The 22,572-nt window shown below is 48.0% G+C and carries 15 protein-coding genes; 9 read left to right on the forward strand and 6 right to left on the reverse strand.

All coding sequences use genetic code 11. The features are described 5' to 3' along the window. Window positions 1-105: 105 nt before the first annotated feature. Window positions 106-3,162 (reverse strand): sensor histidine kinase, encoded by a 3,057-nt coding sequence (locus Q0577_RS25805; protein WP_298741513.1) that lies wholly within the window; start codon window positions 3,160-3,162, stop codon window positions 106-108. A gap of 135 nt (window positions 3,163-3,297) precedes the next feature. Here Q0577_RS25805 and Q0577_RS25810 point away from each other — a divergent pair, with 135 nt between their 5' ends. From Q0577_RS25810 to Q0577_RS25820, 3 genes are all read left to right on the forward strand, one after another. Beyond that, on the forward strand, window positions 3,298-5,073 hold the full coding sequence (locus tag Q0577_RS25810; protein WP_298741514.1) for a histidine kinase: 1,776 nt from the start codon (window positions 3,298-3,300) through the stop codon (window positions 5,071-5,073). Between the two features lie 28 nt (window positions 5,074-5,101). Beyond that, entirely contained in the window at window positions 5,102-5,860 is a 759-nt protein-coding gene (locus Q0577_RS25815; protein WP_298741516.1) for a LytTR family DNA-binding domain-containing protein, read from the forward strand. 116 nt (window positions 5,861-5,976) lie between these two features. Next, window positions 5,977-7,131 carry a serine hydrolase domain-containing protein gene (locus Q0577_RS25820; protein ID WP_298741518.1) on the forward strand — a complete coding sequence of 385 codons (1,155 nt, stop codon included), beginning with the start codon at window positions 5,977-5,979 and terminating at the stop codon, window positions 7,129-7,131. A gap of 71 nt (window positions 7,132-7,202) precedes the next feature. Here the strand turns inward: Q0577_RS25820 and Q0577_RS25825 are convergent, their stop codons facing one another. Then, window positions 7,203-8,435, reverse strand: a complete 1,233-nt coding sequence (locus tag Q0577_RS25825) for an acyltransferase (protein ID WP_298741520.1) — start codon at window positions 8,433-8,435, stop codon at window positions 7,203-7,205. 309 nt (window positions 8,436-8,744) lie between these two features. Here Q0577_RS25825 and Q0577_RS25830 point away from each other — a divergent pair, with 309 nt between their 5' ends. Then, window positions 8,745-9,944 (forward strand): acyltransferase, encoded by a 1,200-nt coding sequence (locus Q0577_RS25830; RefSeq protein ID WP_298741522.1) that lies wholly within the window; start codon window positions 8,745-8,747, stop codon window positions 9,942-9,944. Between the two features lie 73 nt (window positions 9,945-10,017). Here Q0577_RS25830 and Q0577_RS25835 read toward each other — a convergent pair whose 3' ends face one another. The 4 genes from Q0577_RS25835 to Q0577_RS25850 form a co-directional block, all read right to left on the reverse strand. Further along, entirely contained in the window at window positions 10,018-11,910 is a 1,893-nt protein-coding gene (locus tag Q0577_RS25835) for a SusD/RagB family nutrient-binding outer membrane lipoprotein (RefSeq protein WP_298741524.1), read from the reverse strand. 18 nt (window positions 11,911-11,928) lie between these two features. Then, entirely contained in the window at window positions 11,929-15,045 is a 3,117-nt protein-coding gene (locus Q0577_RS25840) for a SusC/RagA family TonB-linked outer membrane protein (protein WP_298741526.1), read from the reverse strand. Between the two features lie 541 nt (window positions 15,046-15,586). Beyond that, the gene (locus tag Q0577_RS25845) at window positions 15,587-16,705 is read right to left on the reverse strand and encodes a hypothetical protein (RefSeq protein ID WP_298741528.1); all 1,119 of its coding nucleotides are present in this window, start codon (window positions 16,703-16,705) and stop codon (window positions 15,587-15,589) included. 144 nt (window positions 16,706-16,849) lie between these two features. Then, window positions 16,850-20,014, reverse strand: a complete 3,165-nt coding sequence (locus Q0577_RS25850; RefSeq protein WP_298741529.1) for a lantibiotic dehydratase — start codon at window positions 20,012-20,014, stop codon at window positions 16,850-16,852. 306 nt (window positions 20,015-20,320) lie between these two features. On the opposite strand from Q0577_RS25850, the gene Q0577_RS25855 reads away from it, so the two are divergent. The 5 genes from Q0577_RS25855 to Q0577_RS25875 all read left to right on the forward strand — a co-directional run bounded on the left by Q0577_RS25855 (window position 20,321) and on the right by Q0577_RS25875 (window position 22,487). Further along, the gene (locus Q0577_RS25855; protein WP_298741531.1) at window positions 20,321-20,464 is read left to right on the forward strand and encodes a hypothetical protein; all 144 of its coding nucleotides are present in this window, start codon (window positions 20,321-20,323) and stop codon (window positions 20,462-20,464) included. A gap of 19 nt (window positions 20,465-20,483) precedes the next feature. Further along, window positions 20,484-20,660 carry a hypothetical protein gene (locus tag Q0577_RS25860; protein WP_298741533.1) on the forward strand — a complete coding sequence of 59 codons (177 nt, stop codon included), beginning with the start codon at window positions 20,484-20,486 and terminating at the stop codon, window positions 20,658-20,660. A 33-nt stretch (window positions 20,661-20,693) separates the two neighbouring features. Beyond that, window positions 20,694-20,858, forward strand: coding sequence for a hypothetical protein (locus Q0577_RS25865; protein ID WP_298741535.1), 165 nt, complete (start codon window positions 20,694-20,696; stop codon window positions 20,856-20,858). A gap of 83 nt (window positions 20,859-20,941) precedes the next feature. Further along, complete coding sequence (locus Q0577_RS25870; RefSeq protein ID WP_298741537.1) at window positions 20,942-21,139, forward strand: class I lanthipeptide; 198 nt, start codon at window positions 20,942-20,944, stop codon at window positions 21,137-21,139. A 133-nt stretch (window positions 21,140-21,272) separates the two neighbouring features. Beyond that, a complete protein-coding gene (locus Q0577_RS25875) occupies window positions 21,273-22,487 on the forward strand; it encodes a lanthionine synthetase C family protein (RefSeq protein WP_298741539.1) in 1,215 nt (404 codons plus the stop codon). Window positions 22,488-22,572: the final 85 nt, after the last annotated feature.

Here is a 22,572-nt window from a genome sequence, read left to right on the forward strand (position 1 = left end):
AAGCTATCTTGTTGGAGGAGAATTAATATGCTATTTATACAAAGTACGAAAATCCCCCCAAATACGCGCCTCCTTACAGGAACGGTCAGATCTTGAAAAGTACGGTTAGAAGCATTCTGTATAAGCCAGTGGGATCTCTACCCTTGTGCCGCTGGCCTGGCCGTTTTCATTTTCAAGATCGGTGATGCGGATGGCAGCAGAGAGGCCGTTCTCTTTGTTGAATAATGAGATCCGTTTGATCGTGATCTCCATACCGTGGGAGCGGCGCTTATAACCGGTGCTTTCCCTGATATGGCGGGCGGCTGCTCTTCCAATGCCATTGTCTTCAATAATGCAGCGAAGGCTGGCGTCATGTTTTATGATCTCTACTTTCAGTCTGCCGTCCTGTTTTTTGGGCAACAGGCCATGCAGAATGGCATTTTCCACAAATGGCTGAATGATCAGGGGAGGTACTTCAGTAATATCCGGATCCGCCCCGCTCACCTGGATATCGAACTGAAAGCGCTGCTCAAAACGGATCTGCTCCAGTTGAATATAGAGCATGGCTACTTCCAGTTCATCACGCAGTGTTATTTTCTTTTGCCGGGAATGATCAAGTATCAAGCGGATAAGCTTCGAGAATTTGCTGATGTACAAGTTAGACTGGGCCCTGTTATTACTGTTGACAAAAGAATTGATTGTGTTAAGGGAGTTGAAAATAAAATGCGGGTTCATTTGTGTGCGCAGCGCGCTGTTCTCCAGCTCATTTAATTTTATTTCATAGTCGCTCCTTAAGCGGGCTTCTTTATTAACCTGCCAGATCCTGTAGCGGTAAAGCAGGTATACCAGCAACAGTAGCAGGGATGCGGCCAGTAACCTGAACCACGCGGTGGCCCAGAATGCTTTGGGAATCGTTATCCTAATAGGATGCTGTGCAGCATGCCAGTCTTTACCGTTGACAGACGCTTCGGCAATGAATGTGTAGTTACCCGGTTTCAGGTTGGTGTAGCGGGCAATTCGCTGTTGCCCGGCGTAAACGTAGCCCGTGTCAAAGGCGCTGAGCTTATAACGGTACTGTACGGAGGGGCCCAGTTGAAAGTCTACTGCCAGGTAAGAAAGCGATAAGTTGTTCTGGTAGTATTTCAGCCGGTAACTGTTGTTACGGATGGTGCTGATAGTGGTATCTCTTAATACCAGTGAAGTAATGAACACCGGCAAAGGGGTGACTTTACTACTGATCTGCCCAGGATAGAAATGATTGAAGCCGGCTGCACTGCCGGTAAATATTTCTCCGTCGGGCGCCATGTAGAAATTGCACAATCCATGATTGCTTTGTTCAAGACCATCGCGCGCATCAAAACTTTCCACTGAGCCGCTTTGCGGATCGTAGCGGGATAGCCCTGTGATGCCCAGTATCCACATCCTGCCTCCCTGATCACAAAGCAGGCCCATGATGTTATCACTCGGAAGGCCGTCCTGGCGGTCTATCACTTTTTGTACGGTTAATGTGTGGGGCGATATGATAAAGAGGCCGGAAAAGCTCCCGGCATATATCATCCCGGTACTGTCTGTGGCTATGGCCCGGATGGTATGATCTGCATCCCGCAGGGGCAACTTAACAGGGAGCAGGCTGTCTTTTTGCCTGTTATAACAATACAGGCCATCCGCCTGCCCCAGCCACCAGTTATCCGCGCTGTCTGCCATGGCATAGTAGGTAGGACGGTGGGCAATTTCCCGGAGACTGTGATGCGTGAAGAATGTCTGCATCTGTTGGGTCAGCGGGTTAAAGTAGGCAAAGCCGCCAAGTGTGCAAATAATGAAATTGCCGTGTTTGTCGGTAACAATGGCATGTATGTCATTAGCGGGAAGCGAGTGGGCAGGGTCCTGTGCATTTCGCCTGTATTGCTTAAAAGTGCCGTTGGCCTGCAGCATGCCCATACCCCCGCCAAAGGTACCCGCCCATATCCTGTTGGCCTTGTCTGCCACAATACTGCGGATCGTCTTGTATTTACGCGGGCCGCCTGCAGGATCATAGTAGGTATAATAGGCGCTGACACCCGTTCGCCTGTCCAGCCGTGCCAGATGACTGTTGGTACCGATCCACAGGTGTCTGTTACTGTCCTGCCAGAATGTATTGAAACTGCCGTCATACTTCTGACCTGTACTGTTCACCAGATGTTTTTGCAGCCGGAACTGGGGGGAAGATAAAGTGGAATAGGAAACCCCGCGGGAATGCACGAACAGCGTACCATTGCGTGTAACCAGCAGGCTTCTGCAATAGGTGGAACTGACAGAAGCGTGATCTCCGGGATCGTGCGTGTGGTGATAAGCTTTTCTTTGGTTCAGGTCAATAATATACAGGCCATCGTACCGGCAGGCTACCGCAAATCTGTTGTTACCAATGGCCCGGATAGTGCCCGCATACCCGCCTATCGGTTTGCCATCGTCAGCCGGCCAGTTATTGATGCATGTTATTGCACCCGATCGCATGTTGATCAATGCAAGGGTGTCTTTTGAGAAACTACCCGCCAGTATGATGCTGTCGTTTACCTTGCCGATGGTCCAGCATTTTCCGTAGGCAAATTCTTTTATGGGATATTGTTGCCGGCTGTCTATCAGCACCAGCTTATCCCTGAACCCGATCAACCATTCGTTGTCCCGGAAATGTTCAAAGGTCAGCGGTGCGCCATACTGCTGCAACAACGGCGAGAGCCCGGTGAGGGTTTTTAGCTGCATGTCGGCATCCAGCTGGTATAGATGGCTGGATGAAAGCAGCAGGAGCTGTCCGTCCGGACTGTTACCAAAGAACAGCACTTTGGAGTTACCGGCTATACGGGAGCTGAACTGGAGAAAGCGGCTGTCATTCTCCCGTTTATATTGAATACCCGCCGGCGTATAGATCCAGATGGTACCCGCGGTATCGCAATGTATGTTGATGATGTTATTGCTGATCAGGCCTGAATTGGCTGGTACACGGTAGCTGCTTAGCTGGTAGCCGTCAAAAACATTGATCCCTTCTTCGCTTCCAATCCACAAACGGCCCTGCCGGTCTTCTGTAAGCACCAGTCCGAGGTCGCTTAACAGGCCGCCGGCAGTGGTCAGGTGCCTGAAGGAGAGTTCCTGTGCAGATAGCCCTGAACAGGATACCAGGAGGAAGGTCAGTATGGAGTATAGGCGTAACAATTGTTTTAATAAAAGTAATGGTTACCTGACTCTTAAACAAAAACCCGGGGGTGTATCCGTTAACTCAAATGCTCCATTCGTTAAGTCAAAGCGCAGGTCGCCGTTAAATACCTGATCTTAGATCAAAGCCTATGCATGAGGAGCTTGATTAACATTATCGGCATTTTGTTGCTTGGCCAGGGGATAGTAGTAGCGGCAGTCGCTGCTCCCGGCTGGAGAACAGACTCCTGGAAGCAGGTGAGGGAGCAGCAAAGCGGCACAATTACCGTATTGTGGGATGAAATAGAGCCTTTTATCTACCTGGATAAGTCAGGGGCGCTGGTAGGCATTGAATATGAGCTGATGGAAGGATTCAGGGGCTTTGTGGAGCAGGAGTATGGTGTGCAGTTAAAGATCAACTGGGTGAAGGCGAAGGAGTTCAAAGACATCTATCCCCAGATCCGCAGCTCGGATGCCAGCGGACTGTTTGCCTTGTCTTATTACTCCATCACAGCGGAAAGAAAGAAGGAAGTGAAGTTCTCACCGCCTTATATGCCCGATCTGAATGTACTGGTATCCAATAACAGCATGCCGGCTTTTGAATCGGGACCGCAGCTGATAGCCGGTTTGAAAAAGATGACCGGCTACACGCTGGGCGGCACTACCATGGAACAGGACCTGCTGACACTCAGGGAACGCTATTTTACTGCGATGCCGGTAAAGTATAATCCTGTTAACGACTACGAAGTACTGAAAGATATTGCGGCAGACCCCGGCGGTATCGGGTATGTACCGGTATCCATATATGTAGTGGCGCTGCAGCGTGGTATTAAAGTAAAGCGGCAACGTTTGTTCGATGTAAGAAGAGAAGGGTTTGCAGCCATCTATCCTAAGAACAGCGACTGGGATGAACCGGTGAACAGGTATTTTAACAGCACCGGGGCAAAAATGCAGGTATCCGCCCTGATCAGGAAATATCTTGGAGAAGAAGTGGCGGATATTATTCTCGATATTTCAGCAAAAGACAGTCTTGGGCTTGGCAAAAGTGATATAGAGTTACTGACCAAAGAACGGGAGATCGTGACACAGCGATTGATAGATACGGCACTGGTAGTAGAACGGCAGCGGATACAGCAAGGCCTGCTGCTGATTGCAGCTGTGGTGATACTGATGCTGGCAGCCCTGTTCTATAGCCGCTATCATACCCGTAAGAAACTGGTGCAGCAACTGGCCCAGCGGAACCAGCTGATCGTAAAACAGAACGAGCAGATAGAACAAATGAACCAGCTGCTGAAATTGAAAGTGTTGCAGGGAAGGATGAACCCCCATTTTCTTTTCAATTCACTTAATTCCATACAGTACTTTATAACAGCAGATAATAAAAAAGCATCCATTCAGTATATCAGTAAGTTTTCCACCTTCTTAAGGAAGATTATTCATTATGGTGATGAGCTGTCTATCAGTTCCAAGGATGAAGCCAGTTTGCTGGAAGAATATCTCTGGCTGGAGCAGACCAGGTTTCCGGGCAGATTTGATTATAAAATCACATTGCCTGAGCATGCCCGGCAGGCCGCCATCCTCCCGCTGATAGTACATAGCCTGGTGGAAGACGCCTTATATAAAGGGGTGTTGAATATAAAAGATAACAGGTTAGGAAAAATAAACATCGACTTTAATTTACAGGATGATGGACTGTGGGTAGCAGTAACGGATAACGGCATCAGTCGTGAAAGTGCAGACCAGCTGGAGAAGAGAAAGGGGATCAGCTCCGGAGAAGAAAGTGTGCTGTCCAGGCGCATACGCCTGTTTAACCGGCAGGGCAGCAGGAAGATCAATCTTCAGTATACTGCAGGCAGCGGCAACAACGAAGAAGGTTTTAACAGAACCAGCCTGTATATCCCGCAGCCATTATTTGACGGGTCATTTTCGTAACTTACCGGCACCATGAAAACCAATACCAATGACCTATAAAGCATTGATCGTAGAAGACGAGGTACTTAGCAGGGATTTCCTCAAAAGTCTGCTGACAGAATTCTGTCCGCGTATAGACGTGATCGGTACGGCGGGTAATGTAGAAGAGGCGGTATCATTCATCAACGCCCATCTGCCGGATATAGTTTTTATGGATATAGAGATGCAGTCGGGCACCGGCTTTGATGTATTGCTGAAGGTGGCGCAGCGTAACTTCCGTGTTATCTTCACCACCGCATATGATCATTATGCTATAAAAGCCATCAGGTTCAGTGCAGTGGACTACCTGCTGAAGCCTATCAGCCTGGAAGAGCTACAGCAGGCGGTCGCTACAGCCATTGAAAGCCTGCGGCAAAAAGATGCTGATAAGAAGCTGGAACTGTTAATAAAGAACCTGCAACGTCCTGAAGGGGAGGATTTCTCTATCAGCCTGTCCACTTCCGAGGGCATTGAATTTATACAGTTGAGCAACATCACCCGTTTAGAGGCCAATGGTCCCTACACCACCTTTTTCATAAAGGATAACCGCAGGATAATGGTTAGCCGTCATCTGAAAGAGTATGAATTAATGCTTACCGGTCATGGCTTCTTTCGCATACACAATTCCCATATCATTAATCTGAAATCAGTGAAGAAAATGATCAAGACCGATGGCGGTTATGTGATCATGCAGGATGAATCGATGATTGCTATCTCTCCCAAGAAGAAAGAAGAATTCATGCAGTTAATGTCGCGCAGACTGGTGTAATATATACCTCCTGTACCATTTCGTTAACCCAGGTTCCCCATTCATTAAAGCAGGTGTTTTTCATGCTTACCGCTGCCGCATCTTTGCGGGCATAAAACCTCAAAGCACTGAATATTATGAAAACTTTACTCAAGAACACCTGTATGATGCTCGGACTGACGGGCGCCCTGTTAACGGCCTGCGAGAAGCCTGATGACTTTGTTAATAAAGGATTTGATGTGGATCTTTTTGCCAAGAAGCTGAAAGAAAGTTTTGAAGACAAGACGGTGGGCTATGCCTTTGCCATCGCAAAAGACGGAAAGATTGCCCGGTATGATAACGGGGGCCTTGCAAGACGAGGTATTGATCAGCCGGAAATTGAATACCAGGCTACTACCCGGCAGGGCATAGGCAGCTGTTCAAAAACAATAACCGCGCTGGCAGTATTGCAGGCCCTTGAAGATAAAGGACTGAATGAAAACGCTTATCTGTGGGAGTTGCTGCCACCTTCATGGAACATTCCCCAGGCCAACAGGAACATTACAGTAGGACATCTGCTGGCACACAAAGCAGGATTAACACATTTCGGCTTCACCTACGCTGCGCTGCGCAAATGTATGCAAACGCCCAGCACCGGTTTTGGCGATGATGCATCTTTTTATGATTATGACAATGTAAACTTCCTGATGTGCCGTGTGCTGCTGCCCTGCATCGTGCAAGGTAAATCTGCCTTTGAAGGTAAGTCAGACATAGACACGGATGAAGCAGTTTCCCAGTTCTTCCGCAGCTACGTACGCGAAAGGATCTTTAAGGTGGCAGGATTGCCTGATTACAATATGATTGATATTGGCCCCTGGAACAATTTAGGCCCTATCTCCCCTAAATCGGCCGACAGGACCATGACATTGTATTACAACTATTCCAAGCCGGTGCTGCACGGTATCATGCGCTACACACCGTACCTCGAAGCCGGTGCAGGTGGCTGGTATATGAATGCCCCCGAAGTGGCACAGGTAATGCTTACAGCAGAAAAGAACAAATATGTGTCTGCATCCATGTTAAAGCGCATGAAGGAAAAGCTGATGGGCTTTGACGGCATCATTGCAGGTGTACATGGCGGCTATGTATGGAAGAACGGGGCATGGAGCGATGTAGAAGACAGGGGCATTTTCACGGTGATTATGCACTTCCCCAATAATGTGCAGGTGGCCTGGCATACCAATTCCCGCAAAACCGTGATCGGCGATCCGATGAACGTGATTGCAAAGGCGTATGACGGAGCATGGCGCTAAGCGCTGGATATAAACAAGGCCGGTGTTACAAAGCAACGTAACACCGGCCTTTATATTGAAGTGAGAGTGGCTTAGGGAGCAGGCGTATATTTAACCTTTACCTCAGCAGGATATTTGCGGTCAACTATCCTTTTGCCGATAACAATGAACGGCTCTTCCACCCACCGGTACAACACATAGCTCAGCAGCAGATTGATCACAAGGAAAGCAATAAGCGCAACCAGTACAATAAGTGGTTTGCCTGCCGGCAGTTTGGTGGAGTAGAAGAGTATGATCTGCAATGTGAAACTATGTATCAGGTACAAAGAGTAGGATAAATTAGCGCCCATGGTACCAACTTTGCCGCCCAGTAATCGCTTGAAGAAGATCAGGATACGGTAAACCCAGCCGGGCATATTGCTTTTCAGTTCTTCGCTGAACATAAAGACCAGGATGGCTGCCAGTATACCAATGGTAAAGATGTCTACCTTCAGGCAGATACAGATAAATGAGCAGAAGAACAAATGGAAATAACCGGTTTTGTTGATCAGTACTTTGGCCATGATCATACCTGTAACAAAGTAGATCAGCTGGTAGGTAACCAGTGTTGGAAGGCCGAGGTCTGTTATACGGGCTTTCCTTATCATGGAGGCGTCTCCGAAAAGCTTGTACGATAATATATATAATGCGCCTGCAATTAATACAATGAAAGGCAGCTTCAGGAAGCTGCTTCGTTTGCTGTAAAAGAAAACCAGGTACAGCAGGGGAAAGATAATGTAGAACTGCACTTCGGGAGAAAGACTCCAGGCTGGGCCCAGTATGCTGGCGTTGATCACAGGGAAAAAGCCATGCAGGAAGGTAAGATGTAAAAAAAGATCTTTAAGGCCGGGGCTCAGCGCCGGATCGTAGGTCCACTTGAAATGAGGTGTTTCTCCGGTAAAGAAGCGCACATTGGCGTGGGCAAAATCCCTGGTAACAGGTAGCAGGAAGAATGCTACCATGATAGCGATGAAATAGATGGGATACAACCTGAAGAAGCGTCTCAGCCAGAATTTGATAAAGGTTTCCCTTTTTTCCGGCAGTTCTTTTCTTTCACGCAGGGTATAATGGAAAGTCATCAGAAAGCCGGTAATGATCATAAACCCGCTAACCGCTGAGGAGTTGTGGTGAAGCACTTTACCTAATACGGGCAGAGGAAAAACTTCATCTGCACCTATATAGTAGTAAAAGTGTCCTAGTGCCACCCACAGGGCAAGTATTATTCTTAGTCCGTTAAGAAATGCGGTGTCAAATGTTGGCTGGTTTACTGAATTAGGTTTTTCCATTACTCCTATTAAAGCTACGTTATTGTAATATTAAAGTTGGCATATTCCGGCGGTATTAACTATTCCTGAAATAAGTACATCAATATTCCTGAAATAAGTAATAGTGGCCTTTTGCACGGACATCTCTATGTAATGATGTTTTACGTTCATTTGTTTATATATCTGATAAAAACTCAATGTTGCTGGCATGCTTTAACGGTCTGGTTTTTGCAAAGTGTGTGCCATTCCTTTGAAGCTGAACCCGTTTCAAACTTCAGGCGGAATCATGTATTTTTACAAAAACCAATCTGATTAAAAAACCTGCAAGCCTTGAAGCACGATACTAAATTCCTGGACGGAATAAGACTTTGCCTCGCACTATGGGTAGCCCTGGGTCACTTTTATAAATACATCGGCGGGGCTTCCTTTGCACAGCTTCCATATTTCATGAGGCCTTTTATGGACGCCACTCCGGCGGTAGATGGCTTTATGGTCATTACCGGTTTCCTGATGATGTATCATTATACATTAAGGGAAGATAAGGAGTTACCCACTGCAGCATCCACCATCAATAAATTTTATCTCAGGAGGTTTTTCCGCCTGTTCCCGCTTTACTCGCTGGCCATACTGGCAAACTACCTGCTGTTCAGTGTCAATAACGGTTTCCTGTATGACAGCTATCAGCATCTTTCAGGACATGCGCCCCGTTTTGACACTACCTATGATCCGGGCAAGTATCCTGATTTCTGGGATGTTTTCCTGCATCTTACTTTCCTGCATGGGTTTGTACCTGGCCGTAATGTAAGCTTACTGGGCCCTGCCTGGAGTTTGTCGCTGGAGATGCAGTTCTATATTCTTTTCCCTTTGTTGTTCCTCTTCTTTACTAAACGCCCGCAGTTAAGGGTTCCATTGACGATCCTGGTATCTGTGGGGCTGTATGTGTTGGCAGACAAATTATTCGGCAACTGGGCACGGCCTGGCAGGCTGGTTGATTTTGGAGCGCCTTCCCTGATCATACATAAGTTCCTTTATTTCATAGTGGGGATGTTGCTGTCGCAGGTGCTGCTGAAGCGGTTAAATCCTTATTATCTGCTGTTTATACTGGTACTCAGTGTACGCGTTATTCCGCCTATTTCTTTTGCGGTAACAATGCTGATCACCGTCTTTATGTTTACCCATGAGCTGAAGGAAAGGGTACCTGCGTGGATATATAATGCCATTGAAGCCTGTAAAAAGATATTCTCCGGGAAGGTTGGCAAGTTTGGGGCTGATATTTCTTATTCACTTTACCTGCTGCACATGCTACTGTTACCGGCAATATTACATTACACTATTGCATTGGGATTCGATAAAGTTACCACGGTGGTCATAGCGCTGATCCTTTTTGTGGCGATCAACTTTGTTTTGGGCTATGTGCTTTACAGAACGTTGGAGAAACCATTTATACTCATGGGTAAGCGGCTGCTGGAGAAAAAGTATCCAACGGAGCTGGTGCCATCTATCCGGACCTCCCATCTGGCGGAACAGTAAACATAACAACGTTAGCTATAAATAAAAAAACCGGCTGTATCAGCCGGTTTTTTTATTTACGTTATACTCCGCATTAATGCTTTGCCCACCACAGTGGTGTCAACACTGCATCTGCGCCGCCAAGCAGTTCTACTGCCTGTTGGTATCCTGCAGGGTTGCTGTTGGCAAGGCTGCTGGGATATCTGATACGCTGCGGGAAGAAGGCGATATTGCTGGTCATATAGTTGCTGCTGTTCAAAGCAGGCAGGTTAGGCAGCGCCCTTTCTATGGCAGGGTTTTCATAGAATGGTAAACCCAGCCTGCGCTGATCATTCCATGCTTCCAGCGGTAACCAGGGCACTTGCGCGAGGAATTTCTGCGTGATAATCTTAGTCAGATGGTCATTCTTCACGCTACCGCCTTTATACAGTGTATTGGACGGATAAGCGATGTTAGCTGTGCCAGCTGCGTTATTATACGCATCTGTAAAATTCATGGTGTGAGTAGCGGGCGGCTCTGCTACGTGTGACCAGGAAACGGATGTACCTGTTCTGCTGTAGCTTTGAGAAGTAAGATAAGAACCCAGGAATTCGCTAACGCCCCAGTACTCGAAGCTGCTGGCAATACCTGCCTCATAGGCTGCCTGCGCTGCCATGGGAGTAGCCCAGCCCCTTAAGCTGCCTTCAGCCAGCAGGAAGTAAGTTTCCCAGGGAGCAAAGAAGATACGCTGACTGTTGCTCCTCCTGAACTGTTGGCTCAGCCTGGGGTTGGTACCAATATAGCTGTACAGGAAGTTCCTCGCGCCTTTGTCACCCCAGTCGCCGCTGGTAGCTGCATTCCATGTGAAAGTTGCGTCTACTTCTCCATAGCCTTCCATGTTACGTTTAACAGTCCTGGCATCATTGGTATAAGTAGGATACAGCGAGAAATTCGGGTTGTTGAACTGACCGGGTATAATGAATGCTTTATATGCACGAGGGTCTATTGTATTTGGCAAACCATCCAGCCAGTATCCTGCAACAGGATCGTTGGTCATAGTAGTGATGTGGTTGGCGAATCTTAAACCCAGGTAATTGGCAGGTTTGATATAAGGATGCAGTGAATCCGGTAGCTGATTCTGAGAGGGAATACCACCTAAACCTATGTATAGGTTGTTAAGGGTGGTAGACAGTTGCTGCGCATTCCACTCACGGCTCATTACTCCGGACAGATCATTCCATCCATCTCTCTCCTGTACTTTGAAGGTGTGATCTGCATCAGTGATCAGAAGATTGGAAGCTGCTGCAGCCTCGAATTCTGATTTGGCTTTGGCAGGATCTACTTCAGACAAACGCATCGCCAGGCGTAAACGCAGAGAGTTACCGTAGCGTTTCCATTTGTTGTAATTATATCCGTAGGCCGGATCGTAGGCATCCAGACCTGAGGGATTTGCGACATTCTCATCCAGCGCAGCTACCGCTTCTGTCAGTTCTTTCAGGATAGCATAGTATACATCCTTTACGCTGGAGAACTCAGGGTTTACTCCCTGGAAACCCTGGATCGGGATAGGACCAAAGTTATCAGAAGCTTCACTCATCAGGTAAGCGCGCCATATGCGGGCTACCTGCAGCAGGTTGTTATTGTGAGGCTGTGCGGTACCATTGGCGGCCTTTTTCTGCGCCAGTTCAATAGCCAGGTTAACACCATTCAGCCAGCCTGATACCTGGTTGTAATAGGCGGTTGTCCAGCCGTCATCATATCCGCCGCTGGATAAGCCACCCTGCCTGTGTTGGCGGCCGGCAGTTTTCCAGTACAGTACAAAGGAACGTTCGGCCACGTCAGGGTTCATCTGAGCGCCTATAATGGAGCCGTTAAGGGCATATTCTACTTCTGACTGGCTCTCACTGGCAGATTTAGGATCTGTGCCAAGCTCGTCGAATTTTGAGCATGATTGCACAAGCATGGCGCTTGTAAGCAATAAACACGCACTTTTTATGATACTTTTCATACGATTCTTTTTCAGCAATTAGAATGTAACGTTTAAGTTGAACAGGAAGGTGCGGAAAGTTGGCGCGCTTCCATTTTCAAAACCAACCGCATTGGTATTAGTGGCAAATACAGATTCCGGATCGATTCCTTTTGCATGGCTGGATATCATCCATACGTTGTTGCAGGAGAAACCGATGCTGGCACGCTGAATGGGGGTACGGGCCAGTAATTTAGCCGGAAGTGAGTAGCCTAACTGCACATTTCTCAGGCGCACGTTAGATGCGTCATAGAGATTGGCTTCCACGATACCTACGTTGTTTCTGCCAATGGCATTCACCCAGTACTGCTGGGGAGCAACGGCAGTAGTATTGGGAGTATAGGTTTTTGTATTGTCATCATAAGTTACACCGTCTACCACAAATTCATTACGCTGTCCGTTCACAACAGTGCCTTCCCATGTGCCGCTTCTTTGCATAGAGTTGATTGAACCGGAGAAGATCTTTCCGCCAAAACGGGCGTCTACCTGGAAGCCCAGGGAGATACCTTTATACTGGAAGGTGTTGGTAACACCCAGCAAGCCGCTTGCCTGTTGGTTACCCAGTCTTACTTTGTCGCTTGTAGACGTTGGCAAACCATTCTCATCTACGATGATTTTTCCAAAATAAGGGCTGCTTGCATCTTCTACGCGACGGTAGGCAGTACCCCATATCTCACCATATCTCTGACCGGCAGAACCGTAGATCTGCACATCATCAAAACCACCAAGCGGGTATAAGGTGATACCGTCAGTCAGTTCCAGAACAGTGTTTTTGTTAGATGAGTAGTTTACAGTCATATCCCAGGTAAGGCCGGTTGGCTGATCCAGTACACGACCGTTCAACATGATCTCATAACCCTTATTCTGGATGTTACCCGCGTTGATCTTCCTGGCGGTATAGCCGCTCAGCGGGTCCATCGGCAGGTCAATCAGCTGGTTGGTAGCATTGGATTTGTACCAGGTTGCGTCCAGGCCTACACGGTTGTTAAAGAACCTGATCTCAGCACCTACTTCAATGGATTTGATCAGTTCATTTTTCACAGTTTCATCGAACAGCACATTCTTTCTTTTGATAACGGTGTTACCGTTAGGGTCTTTTGAAACCTCGAATGTGTTGTACAACTGATAAGGGGCCATGTCGTTACCAGCTTGTGCATAAGAAGCACGTACCTTTCCATAGCTGATCCAGGCAGGAACCTCGCCGCCTAAGCGGTCTATCATATCAGTTACGATCACAGAGGTACTCACTGAAGGATAGAAGAAGGAGCGGTTGGCAGGCGCCAGGGCTGATGACCAGTCATTGCGGAATGTTGCGTCCACAAACCAGTAGGCATCCCAGTTCAGTCCAACAGTACCGTACACTGAATTGATCCTTTTCTCGGAATACCTTTCGTCGATGGTAGGATTATTTTTGCTGTTGTTGATTGCAAAGAGGTTGGGTATCTGCAGTTCCCCGGCGCTGGCGTCCAGGCGGCTGTTCTTTTGCCGCATCAGGTTACCACCTACAGAAGCAGATCCACCTAATTTACCAAACAGGTTATCTTTCCGCGCGTTGATCAATGCACTGTAGTTGGTTTCGTTGAAGGTTTGCTTACCGTTGCTGTAGTTGCCATTGGCAGGAGAGGGGCTGCCGGAATAAAGCTTCGCTTCATAGTTGGTGGTATAGATGTCCGCACCAGCACGCACTTCGGCATTCAGCCAGGAGGTTAAGTCATATTTCAGTGACCCGCTCATGATGAAACGGTCCCTGGCGTCTTCATTCAGATCATACCTCTGGCTCCAGTAAGGATTCACTTTCTGGCTGGAACCATACCACAGCATCTTGCCGTTGTCCCTGGTAGCACCGCTGAAGTCGCGGATATTCAGGTTTACAGGCAGCATATACAGCGTGTTGAACACGTTGCTATTGTTGTTACCGGTGGCCGGGCGGTTTTTTGCCCTTGAATTGATGTACTGGATCTTGGTATCTGTTGTCCAGCGGTCACCCTTGCCAAAGCGGGATACCGCGCGGGCAGTCAGGTTGGTACGGTCTAATTTGCTACCGGGGATGATACCCTTATCAGTGAGGTGCGTAATGGAGGTGTAGATGGAAGTTCCGTTACTTACCTGCTGCTGAAAAGAGATGGTGTTTTTGAAATTAAGGCCTTTATTCAGGTATGCCTCCGTGTTGTCATAAGCCTGCAGTTGTACCTGCTTGCCAGACCAGTCGGTTACATTTTGTCCGCTGATCTGAGGGCCCCATGAGTTTTCTGAAGCAGGGTCAAATACACCTTCTGTACCTTGTGCAAAGGAACGTTGTTTTTTAGGCGTAGTAAACAGTTCTGAGTAACCTATCTGGGAAGAGTAGGTGATACCCAGCCCGTTTTGTTTTTTACCGGTCTTGGTAGTGATCAGGATCACGCCGTTACCACCACGGGTGCCATAAAGGGCTGCCGCGCTGGGGCCTTTCAGCACAGACATGCTCTCAATATCTTCAGGGTTGATGTCCTGCAGGCCGTTACCCATATCCTTGGAAGGATTCCAGTAGTCATTGTTGGTAGCGCCGGTAGTGTTGTTAATAGGCACACCATCCACCACGATCAGCGGCTGGTTATCACCGGTAAGTGAATTAAAACCACGCAACACGATCTTGGAAGACCCTGCAGGGCCATTGCTGGAGCGTACTACCTGCAAACCGGCCACTTTACCGGTAAGTGCATTGGTAATGTTGGTTTCCCTGGCATTGGTCAGCGATTCGCCGCTTACTTCCTGGAGCGCATAGCCCAGTGATTTCTTTTCACGTTTGATACCCAGGGCGGTTACAACCACCTCGCCCAGGTTCTTGTTGTCAACCGCCATTCTTGCGTCGACACTTGTTTTGCCAGATACAGGGATTTCCTGGGCTACAAAGCCGATGCCTGATAATACCAGGGTGGCATCAGGGCTCACCTGTAATTTGAAGCTACCGGCGCCATCTGATACGGCGCCATTGTTAGTTCCTTTTTCAAGAACAGTGATACCGGGTAAGGGATTTCCTTCTGCGTCCCTCACAGTACCCGTGACGCCTCGTTTCTCCTGAGCTGATACCATTTGGTACGCAGATAAGAACAGGCATAAAAAGATCAGTAATCTTTTCATAGATTGTTGTTTACGATTGAGAGTGAATAATGGCAGCTATTGCTGTAGAATAATGATAGAAAAAGTAAATCCTGGTGGAAGCTAAAAACGTGGCCCAGCTCCGCCAGATTATTGGTTGACTACAAATTGTCCCTGTGTTTGTCTCTCTTGTTTTAGTTTTAACTTTTAATGAAAATCTGCCTTAATTTTTACTACCGACGTGTTTAAATCATAGTGAAATTTTTACGCATTACTGGTTGAAAAAAATTTTGCTCAATATATATACCATAAAACGATTTAGCAAATAATGATGGACAGAAGGTAGGCTGGAGCCCAGGAAATGCAACATAAGTGTTATACCGCATAATGCCTGCAACCGATTGAGGGATTAGAAAAGGATGAGGACCCAACAAGAACAGGTAAGCTAGATAAGAAGAATGGACGCAGGAAACTTTTCAGTCCTTTCAGGTTTATGTCAGTAAACACGACAAAAACATGCTAAAATGAATGATGCCGGCTGCAATAGCGCCGGCACCTGGAATAACAAGTCTGATGGTAACGGTTAAGGTTGGGGAGGTGTAGTTTTAAAGGAAACTTTTTCCACTGTAACCCCCAGTTTTTTTAATACAGATTGATCGGTTTTTACTTTCTTATCACCGGTTACCTGGTCATATAATTTCGGGTCGCCGCTGTTAAACGCCTTGAATACTAGGCTCACGCCTTTACCGTCCATGGCTCCGCCGTCCCAGCTGTACACCATACCGCTGTTCACCCACTCAAAGCCATTCAGGCGGAAGTTGCGGCCGTTAACTTTTACGATCTTTTCCAACGGGTCGCCCACCTTGATACCAAAGGGAGATTTCCACTTAGAGTTTTCCCTGGTAAAGGTGATCACTTTCCCTTTGTTTTCATCCAGGAAAAGCTCCATCTCGTTATCCGTATCCGGGAAAATAATGTAGCCCTGGCCCAGGTTATTACCTTCCAGGTCATATACATCGCGGGTAACCACGTTTTCCTGGCCATATTTAGCTACCAGCTGTTCCTGGCTGGTAATGGGGAATATATTACGTACATCCCAGTCGTAAGGATCTTCTGCGGGCGCCGGCTGGGCCGGTGTTGCGGCAGTGGTGGTGGCTGTTGCGGAAGTGGTAGCTGCTGCCGTACTGGCGCCTGTGCTAATGGTATTGCCGGCAGCAGGTGCTGTGGCAGCCGGTGCGGCTTGAACAACGGGGGCTGTTGGTGTTGCGCCTATCTGTCCGGTTTTGGCCAGGGTGGCCTTTTCCTCTATCAGGTCTTTGGCTTCCCCCTTGAACTTGTTTACAGTATAGGTAGCCAGTGCAAACACGCTGTTGCTGGCGAAATTCATGGAGCGCAGGTTGGCAATCAGTTGTTGCCGGTTACAGTCGCTATACTGGTAAAGGTATTTCAATGCAGCATCCAGGGCAGCGGGGTCTTTTTTCAGCTCTACCATGGTCTTGTCTACCTCCAGGCCGCCGGCCCCGCTACGCGACATCTGGTCTGTTATAAATACCAGTATAGGATCATTCTTCAGCTGGAACCGCTCTGCCGCCTTTTCAGAAAATTCATTGATCAGCGCATCTGTGAGCTTGGTTTGCGCCTGCAATGCCTGTGGTAAAATGAGCGCGGCCAGTATCAGGATCCTTTTTATCCTCAGTTTCATAATGTGATGGATTAGATAATAGATGAACGTACCAATGTATTAACGTTTCCGCAATTGCTAAATTATGCAATATTTCACCGCTCCGGATATATTCTTTCGTATACCCGGATGCAGGCTGCGATGGTAACAGGTTAGGCTGCCTGCTTATATATTAGGGAGTCCCTGGTTGCGGAGCTGTTGCTGTAGTTGTTTTTTCTGGATGGCGATCTGAGATTCGTAATACCGGCTCAGGCAATGATAGATCACCAGCTCATGTTTGCGCTGGTTAGAGAGCAGTATCCTGTTCAGGAACATGTGGATATAGCTGGATAGTTGCTCATGAACGGGCAGGCCTGCCGCCTGCAGCGCTTTTACTGTTCGCATGGAGCGTAGGGTGAAAATGGCGGTCACCTCTTCTATGCTGTTCTCTGTGTCTTGCTGCGGATCCAGGAAACTGGCAAGTTGCCGCATATGTTCCCGGTATTTATCGTTCAGCTGAGTCTGCAGGGCTTTGTCGCCGCCAAATTCCTGGAAAAAGCTTTGCTGCATCCTTTTCAGCAATGCCGCTTTGGTATTCAGCGTATAGCCCGCATCCTGCAGGAGCATGTCAATGCCCCTGGTGGCCAGCAGCCAGCGGTAATGTTCGCCTTCTTCGCCTTCCAGCAGGTCGATCGTGTCCAGTACGGCTTCACTGTCGTAGTAGAAGATATCCTCGCTTAATTCCATGGTAGCGGCGCCGTAACGCTCAATCTCCCGCTCATAGGTATCGGTTTGTACTTTATAGGCCACTCCGCTGTCCAGGTCCTGCCGGAGCGCTGTGTATAGCCTTTCCAGCACTATTTTCCAGAATCCTTTATCGCTGGCATGATGGAACCTGATCCGGATATGGTGTTCCGGATCGGCGTAGCGTAAAAAGAACCATTTGTCAATTATTCCTTCCTCAACCAGCTCCTTCGTCAGGGGCCTGATGGCGGTTTTTAATATCCTTTCAGCGCTGCTTGTGCCACAGTATACTTTTACGTACAGCCATTCGCTGCCGGTAACAAACCGTCTTTGAGGCAGCTGTGCCACACGGGCAGGAACAATGGCTGCGGGTTGTGACCTGGTCTGGGTACTTTTCAGCGGGATGATCACTTCATTGGTATAGCGGCCTCCTTCGCCTTCTACCCAGCATTGACCGTCTGTATGCAGGAACTCCTGTAATACCACCCGTTCCTTCTTTACGAGGGTAGCGCCCAGTATCTGCAAGCAGACTTCATTGTCCATATCAATGAGCAGCTCGTTATCCCCTTCTGCAATTACCAGGTGGCGCGGCAACTGCAACTGTTCCCTTATTTTACGGAGCAGGGGAGCGTAAGAAGTGGCCGGACCTCCTTTTTTATCTTTTGTCGTTAATTCAGGGTAGTCCTTTTTTTGCAATACCCAGGTGCATTTGCTGAGAATGATCTTTCCGTAGCGTACCCTTGGTAAAAAGGGTTCATTGCCCAGGTGCTCCCAATGCCATCCGAGACCGGTGTTGAGTTGCTGAAATTGCAGGTCGCACAGGAATTTGTAGATGGGCAAGCCGCCGGCGCGGTAGTTATGTGCGGTGCTTAAACGGGGAATGACCCGCTTGTTCAGCTTTTTTGAACGGAGCATAATGGTATTATCCGGCTGTATGCTCACCATGAGGTCTGCTACCGGTAGCTGGTGTGCCGGGTCTACGCTGCCGTTGCCAAGGTATACTATCTCATACTCCCTCAGTTTGGGCCGTAGCAAGATGTTCCCGGCCCTTGCTTCGGGCAGGTGTATGATCTCGGCATAAATATGGTCAGGATGAGTTTGTGCTTCTTCTTCCAGGCAGGCTTTTACCTTTTCTGTAAGCGTGCTATCCCCATGGCAGAACCTTCCCAGGAGGTTGGCGGCAGATGGGCCGCCGCAGGTGCTCAGTTCAAACAGGAAGTTGCCTTCATCGGCAGCTGCGGCGCTGCTGCTTAATATGCTGCCCATCAGGTACAGGCTATCGGGCAGTGCAGGGGCGTCATTTGTTTTCAGTTCGTCCAGGTCCTTACCTGTAAGCACAATTTCCCGCTGTTGCAGCCGCAGGCATTCATGCAGGCGTTTCAGCTGGAACTCATGCAGCTTGTTCCAGGAGATGCTGTTGTTCTCCTGGCCTTTCTGGATGAAAATATCATCTATCAACGGCGTATTGTCTGCGTGGCCGCCATTGTTACCGGCATATCCTACGCCGGTTTCCGCATCCAGGGCAACGGCCAGCGGGATCTCCTGGTCTTCATACCGTTCGCGGAAAGCGCGGGAAAACTGCTGGAGGTCGCCGTTGTTATTGGACCGTGTCAGTTTCCAGAGCGGTATGAGCTCCTGTTGTATGGCATTGATCAGGGTATGGCTGATGGTATTATGCCGGGTGGCCAGGAACAGGTCTGTCTGTACCAGGTCTTTACTGTTGGTATCTGGCAGCAGTTCTTTTACCAGTGCATGAGTTTGCAGGTATTTATCTGTGTTTGCTGCCGGATCTAACAGCAGGCTGCGGATATTTTTCAGGGTGGCGGTCAGTTCTCCGGAATGCTCCAGGGCGTCCAGCTTCCGAATGAGGCTGTTGAAGAACTCTTCGCCGGTAACGGTCGGTTCCAGCTCACTTACCAGTATCTGGCTGTCAATCAGTTCCTGTATAAATTCTTTCGCTTCTGCTATAGTGATCTCATCATCTGTAATGCATTGACACAGCGTGTCAATAGTGGCGCCATTACCGGCTGTATGGATGATCTTCTCAAGATAATCCGTACAGTTCACGGATGTCAGGTCATAATGCCTGAATTTGTTTTTGATGGTAAATGCGGCATACCGGTAAGTGTCGGCAACCTGGTACAATGAATTATTGGGGAAATAGATCAGCTGTTGTTGTATAGCGGGTATGCGGGTGAGCATCGCGGCCAGTTCTGCCACATAGTTCATATCGAGCCGGCAGTGCTTCTTATGCGATTCCATAGGCGATAATACGACATGGGTCGTTGCATCAAAGCGGCCGGTAGCGCATCCTGCAAAAAGCCCGTATGGCGTACAGCGCGTGCACATACGCAGCAGGTACCTGAATAGCGCAGATACCAGTTTATTTACTTCTTTCTCACCGCTTAGGCGGCCGTCCTGCCATTTCAACAGCTCCTGGTACAGTTCGGGCGAGGCAACGTAGATCGCTTCCAGCAGGTAAGGTTGGGTAAAGATGGTTTTAACCTTGTCATGTACTTGCGGTGCAGATATATTGTTGAATTGATCCAGGAAGTTCAGTGGTAAAAGGGGCGTTCTTATTAAGTAAAAATCTTTGGCTGCTATCATGTCTCACAGGTTATTAAAAATGAAAATTAGCGTATTTGGATAATGGCATACATCCCCTTAAACAGGGATATTTTTGTCAGCAAGCGGTGATAATATAGTCCTGTAAATGTAAAAAATCCCCTTTTTACATGAGGCGCTTTACCTGTATTTTTATTTACTTTTAAGAATTGTCAGGCGTATAGCCGGAATGTAGCAACATTTATGGGGGACATCTTATATGAAGTATCTGCTGAGCAGGTACAACATATTGGGCGTCCCTTATACTTTTTATATTACTCTTATTCTCAAATCTAAACTGTCTTCATTATGAAAAAAGGAATGGAAAAAAAACTGTCCCTTGGCAAGATCAAGATCGCTAAACTGAGTAATGCTGCGCCGGAGGCTCAAAAACCCACTTACACTGGTTGCAGCCTGGCATTAAAATGCCCTCCGCCTACCGCTTTGGTATAACCTAAAAAACTTTCATCACATGAAAAAGCAACCCTTAAAAAGACTAAGCCTTGGCAAGATAAAAATTGCCCCTCTGAGCCAGTCAATGCCTGGAATGCCGCAAGGCGAAGCGGTGATCTCTATCCCGATCACCTGTAGCGTACTTTGCCCTACAAGGCCATGCACTACCCCTCCGCCACCCGATCAGTTCAGATAACAACGGGAAGCTTTAACCAAAACCTGTAATCCAATGAAGAAGAAAAATTTTAAGAAACTGCAGCTGGACAAAGTTAAAATTGCCAGCCTTACCAAGTCAAAACAGGGAACCCTTAACATTGATATGGCCAACTCTATTAAGTTTGCCTGTCTTAGTCAGGGCGCTCCGATATGCAGTGAAGATTCCTGCATTTTCTAAAAGTTAAACTATGAATGGAAAAGTCCGTCGTGTATATGGCGGACTTTTTATCTTATTTTATTCACCTCTAAACCTGTATTTGTATGAAAAAGCAATCAGGCCGCAAGCTCAGCCTGGGTAAGATCAAAATTGCCAGCCTGAGCCAATCCAAACAGGAAATAGTGAAAGGAAACATGGCACTTACCGCTGGTACCTGCAGCGTGCTTTGCAGCCTCCGGATCTGCACGGATAACATCAGTCAGGGGGCGGAAATATGCAGCGAAGATTCCTGCCGTTTCTGAGATTATTTGGGCGTTCGCCCTGCTACTACCGTTATGTGCACACTGATTGGTTAGCGGCAGGTAACATGGATAAGCCGTATTTTAGCAGCAGCACCTGGAATTTGTGTTGCTGCTATTTAAATTTAACTACGTTATGGATCAAGCAAAACAGACAGGCAAAGTATTACAGCAGATCAGCCAGGAACTTGACAGCTTTATTGAGCAGGAGCCTCATCCCGGGCTGCTGAACGGATATAGCGGTACCGCATTGTTCTACGCTTATTATCACAATCTTACCGGTAAAAGCAAACACCTGAAGAAAGTGCATGAGGTGTTGCTGAAAAGCATACAGGCATTATCCGAACAGGAAATGATCCTTTCCCACTGCAGCGGCGTTGCAGGTATCGGCTGGTGTATACAGCACCTGATGCAGGCCGGCTTTGCCGAAGGGGATGGCATGCAGGATATTTTTGAAGAGGCAGACAGTATCCTGGGTGATTTCATGATAACGGACCTTCGCGATAATAATTACGATTTCCTTCACCAGGGACTCGGCATAAGCCTCTACTTCCTGGAACGCCTGCCTCATCCAACAGCAGCAGCATATTTGAAAGAAGTGGTAATGCTGCTCGAAAGAACGGCAAAGGAAACCGCCAACGGTATCAGCTGGAAAGATCATTTTTCACGTACCAGCCAGGAGCTGGGTAACCAGGATTGTTTTAACCTCGGCCTGGCGCACGGAGTGCCGGCTATTATCACCATCCTGGGAATGATCTGTGAAAAAGGCATTGCAACTGAAACCGCACGAACGCTGATAGATCGCAGTGTAAACTGGCTGTTGTCCTTAAAAAACAAGCCGGAAACCGACCTTACTTCCCTGTATCCATCGCTGGTAGACATGAACAATGAAGCGCTGCATGGTAAACAAAGCAGGCTGGGATGGTGTTACGGTGATCTGGGTATTGCCGTTACCCTCTGGAATACCGGTCACCGTATTCAAAACCAGCAGTACCGCCAGGCAGCATACGATATTTTTGAACATACCATTCAACACCGCGACAAAAAGAACGGCAGCGTGAACGACGCCTGCCTGTGCCACGGCAGCGCCGGTATTGCCCAGATCTTCCGCCGTGCCGCACTGGCTACCGGCGATCCCTTGCTGGCAGAGGGGGCTGCACACTGGACACAACAAACCCTTCAGATGAATACGTGGAAAGATGGCCCCGCAGGATATAAATTTTTTAACAGCCCTACCTATGAGAACTGTTATAATCTACTGGAAGGTATTGCCGGTATCGGCCTTTCGCTGATCGCCTCGTTGGATAAAGATACCGTTCCCGCCTGGGACAGGTGTTTATTGTTGTCGTGATTTCAACGCTTTTTATTATATTACTGTGGTAATCTAAACCTGTATTTCCAGATTAGCCCGGGTTAACTGTGCCAAAATAGTGTTT

The organism is uncultured Chitinophaga sp. (assembly GCF_937898475.1).
Taxonomy (GTDB): Bacteria; Bacteroidota; Bacteroidia; order Chitinophagales; family Chitinophagaceae; genus Chitinophaga.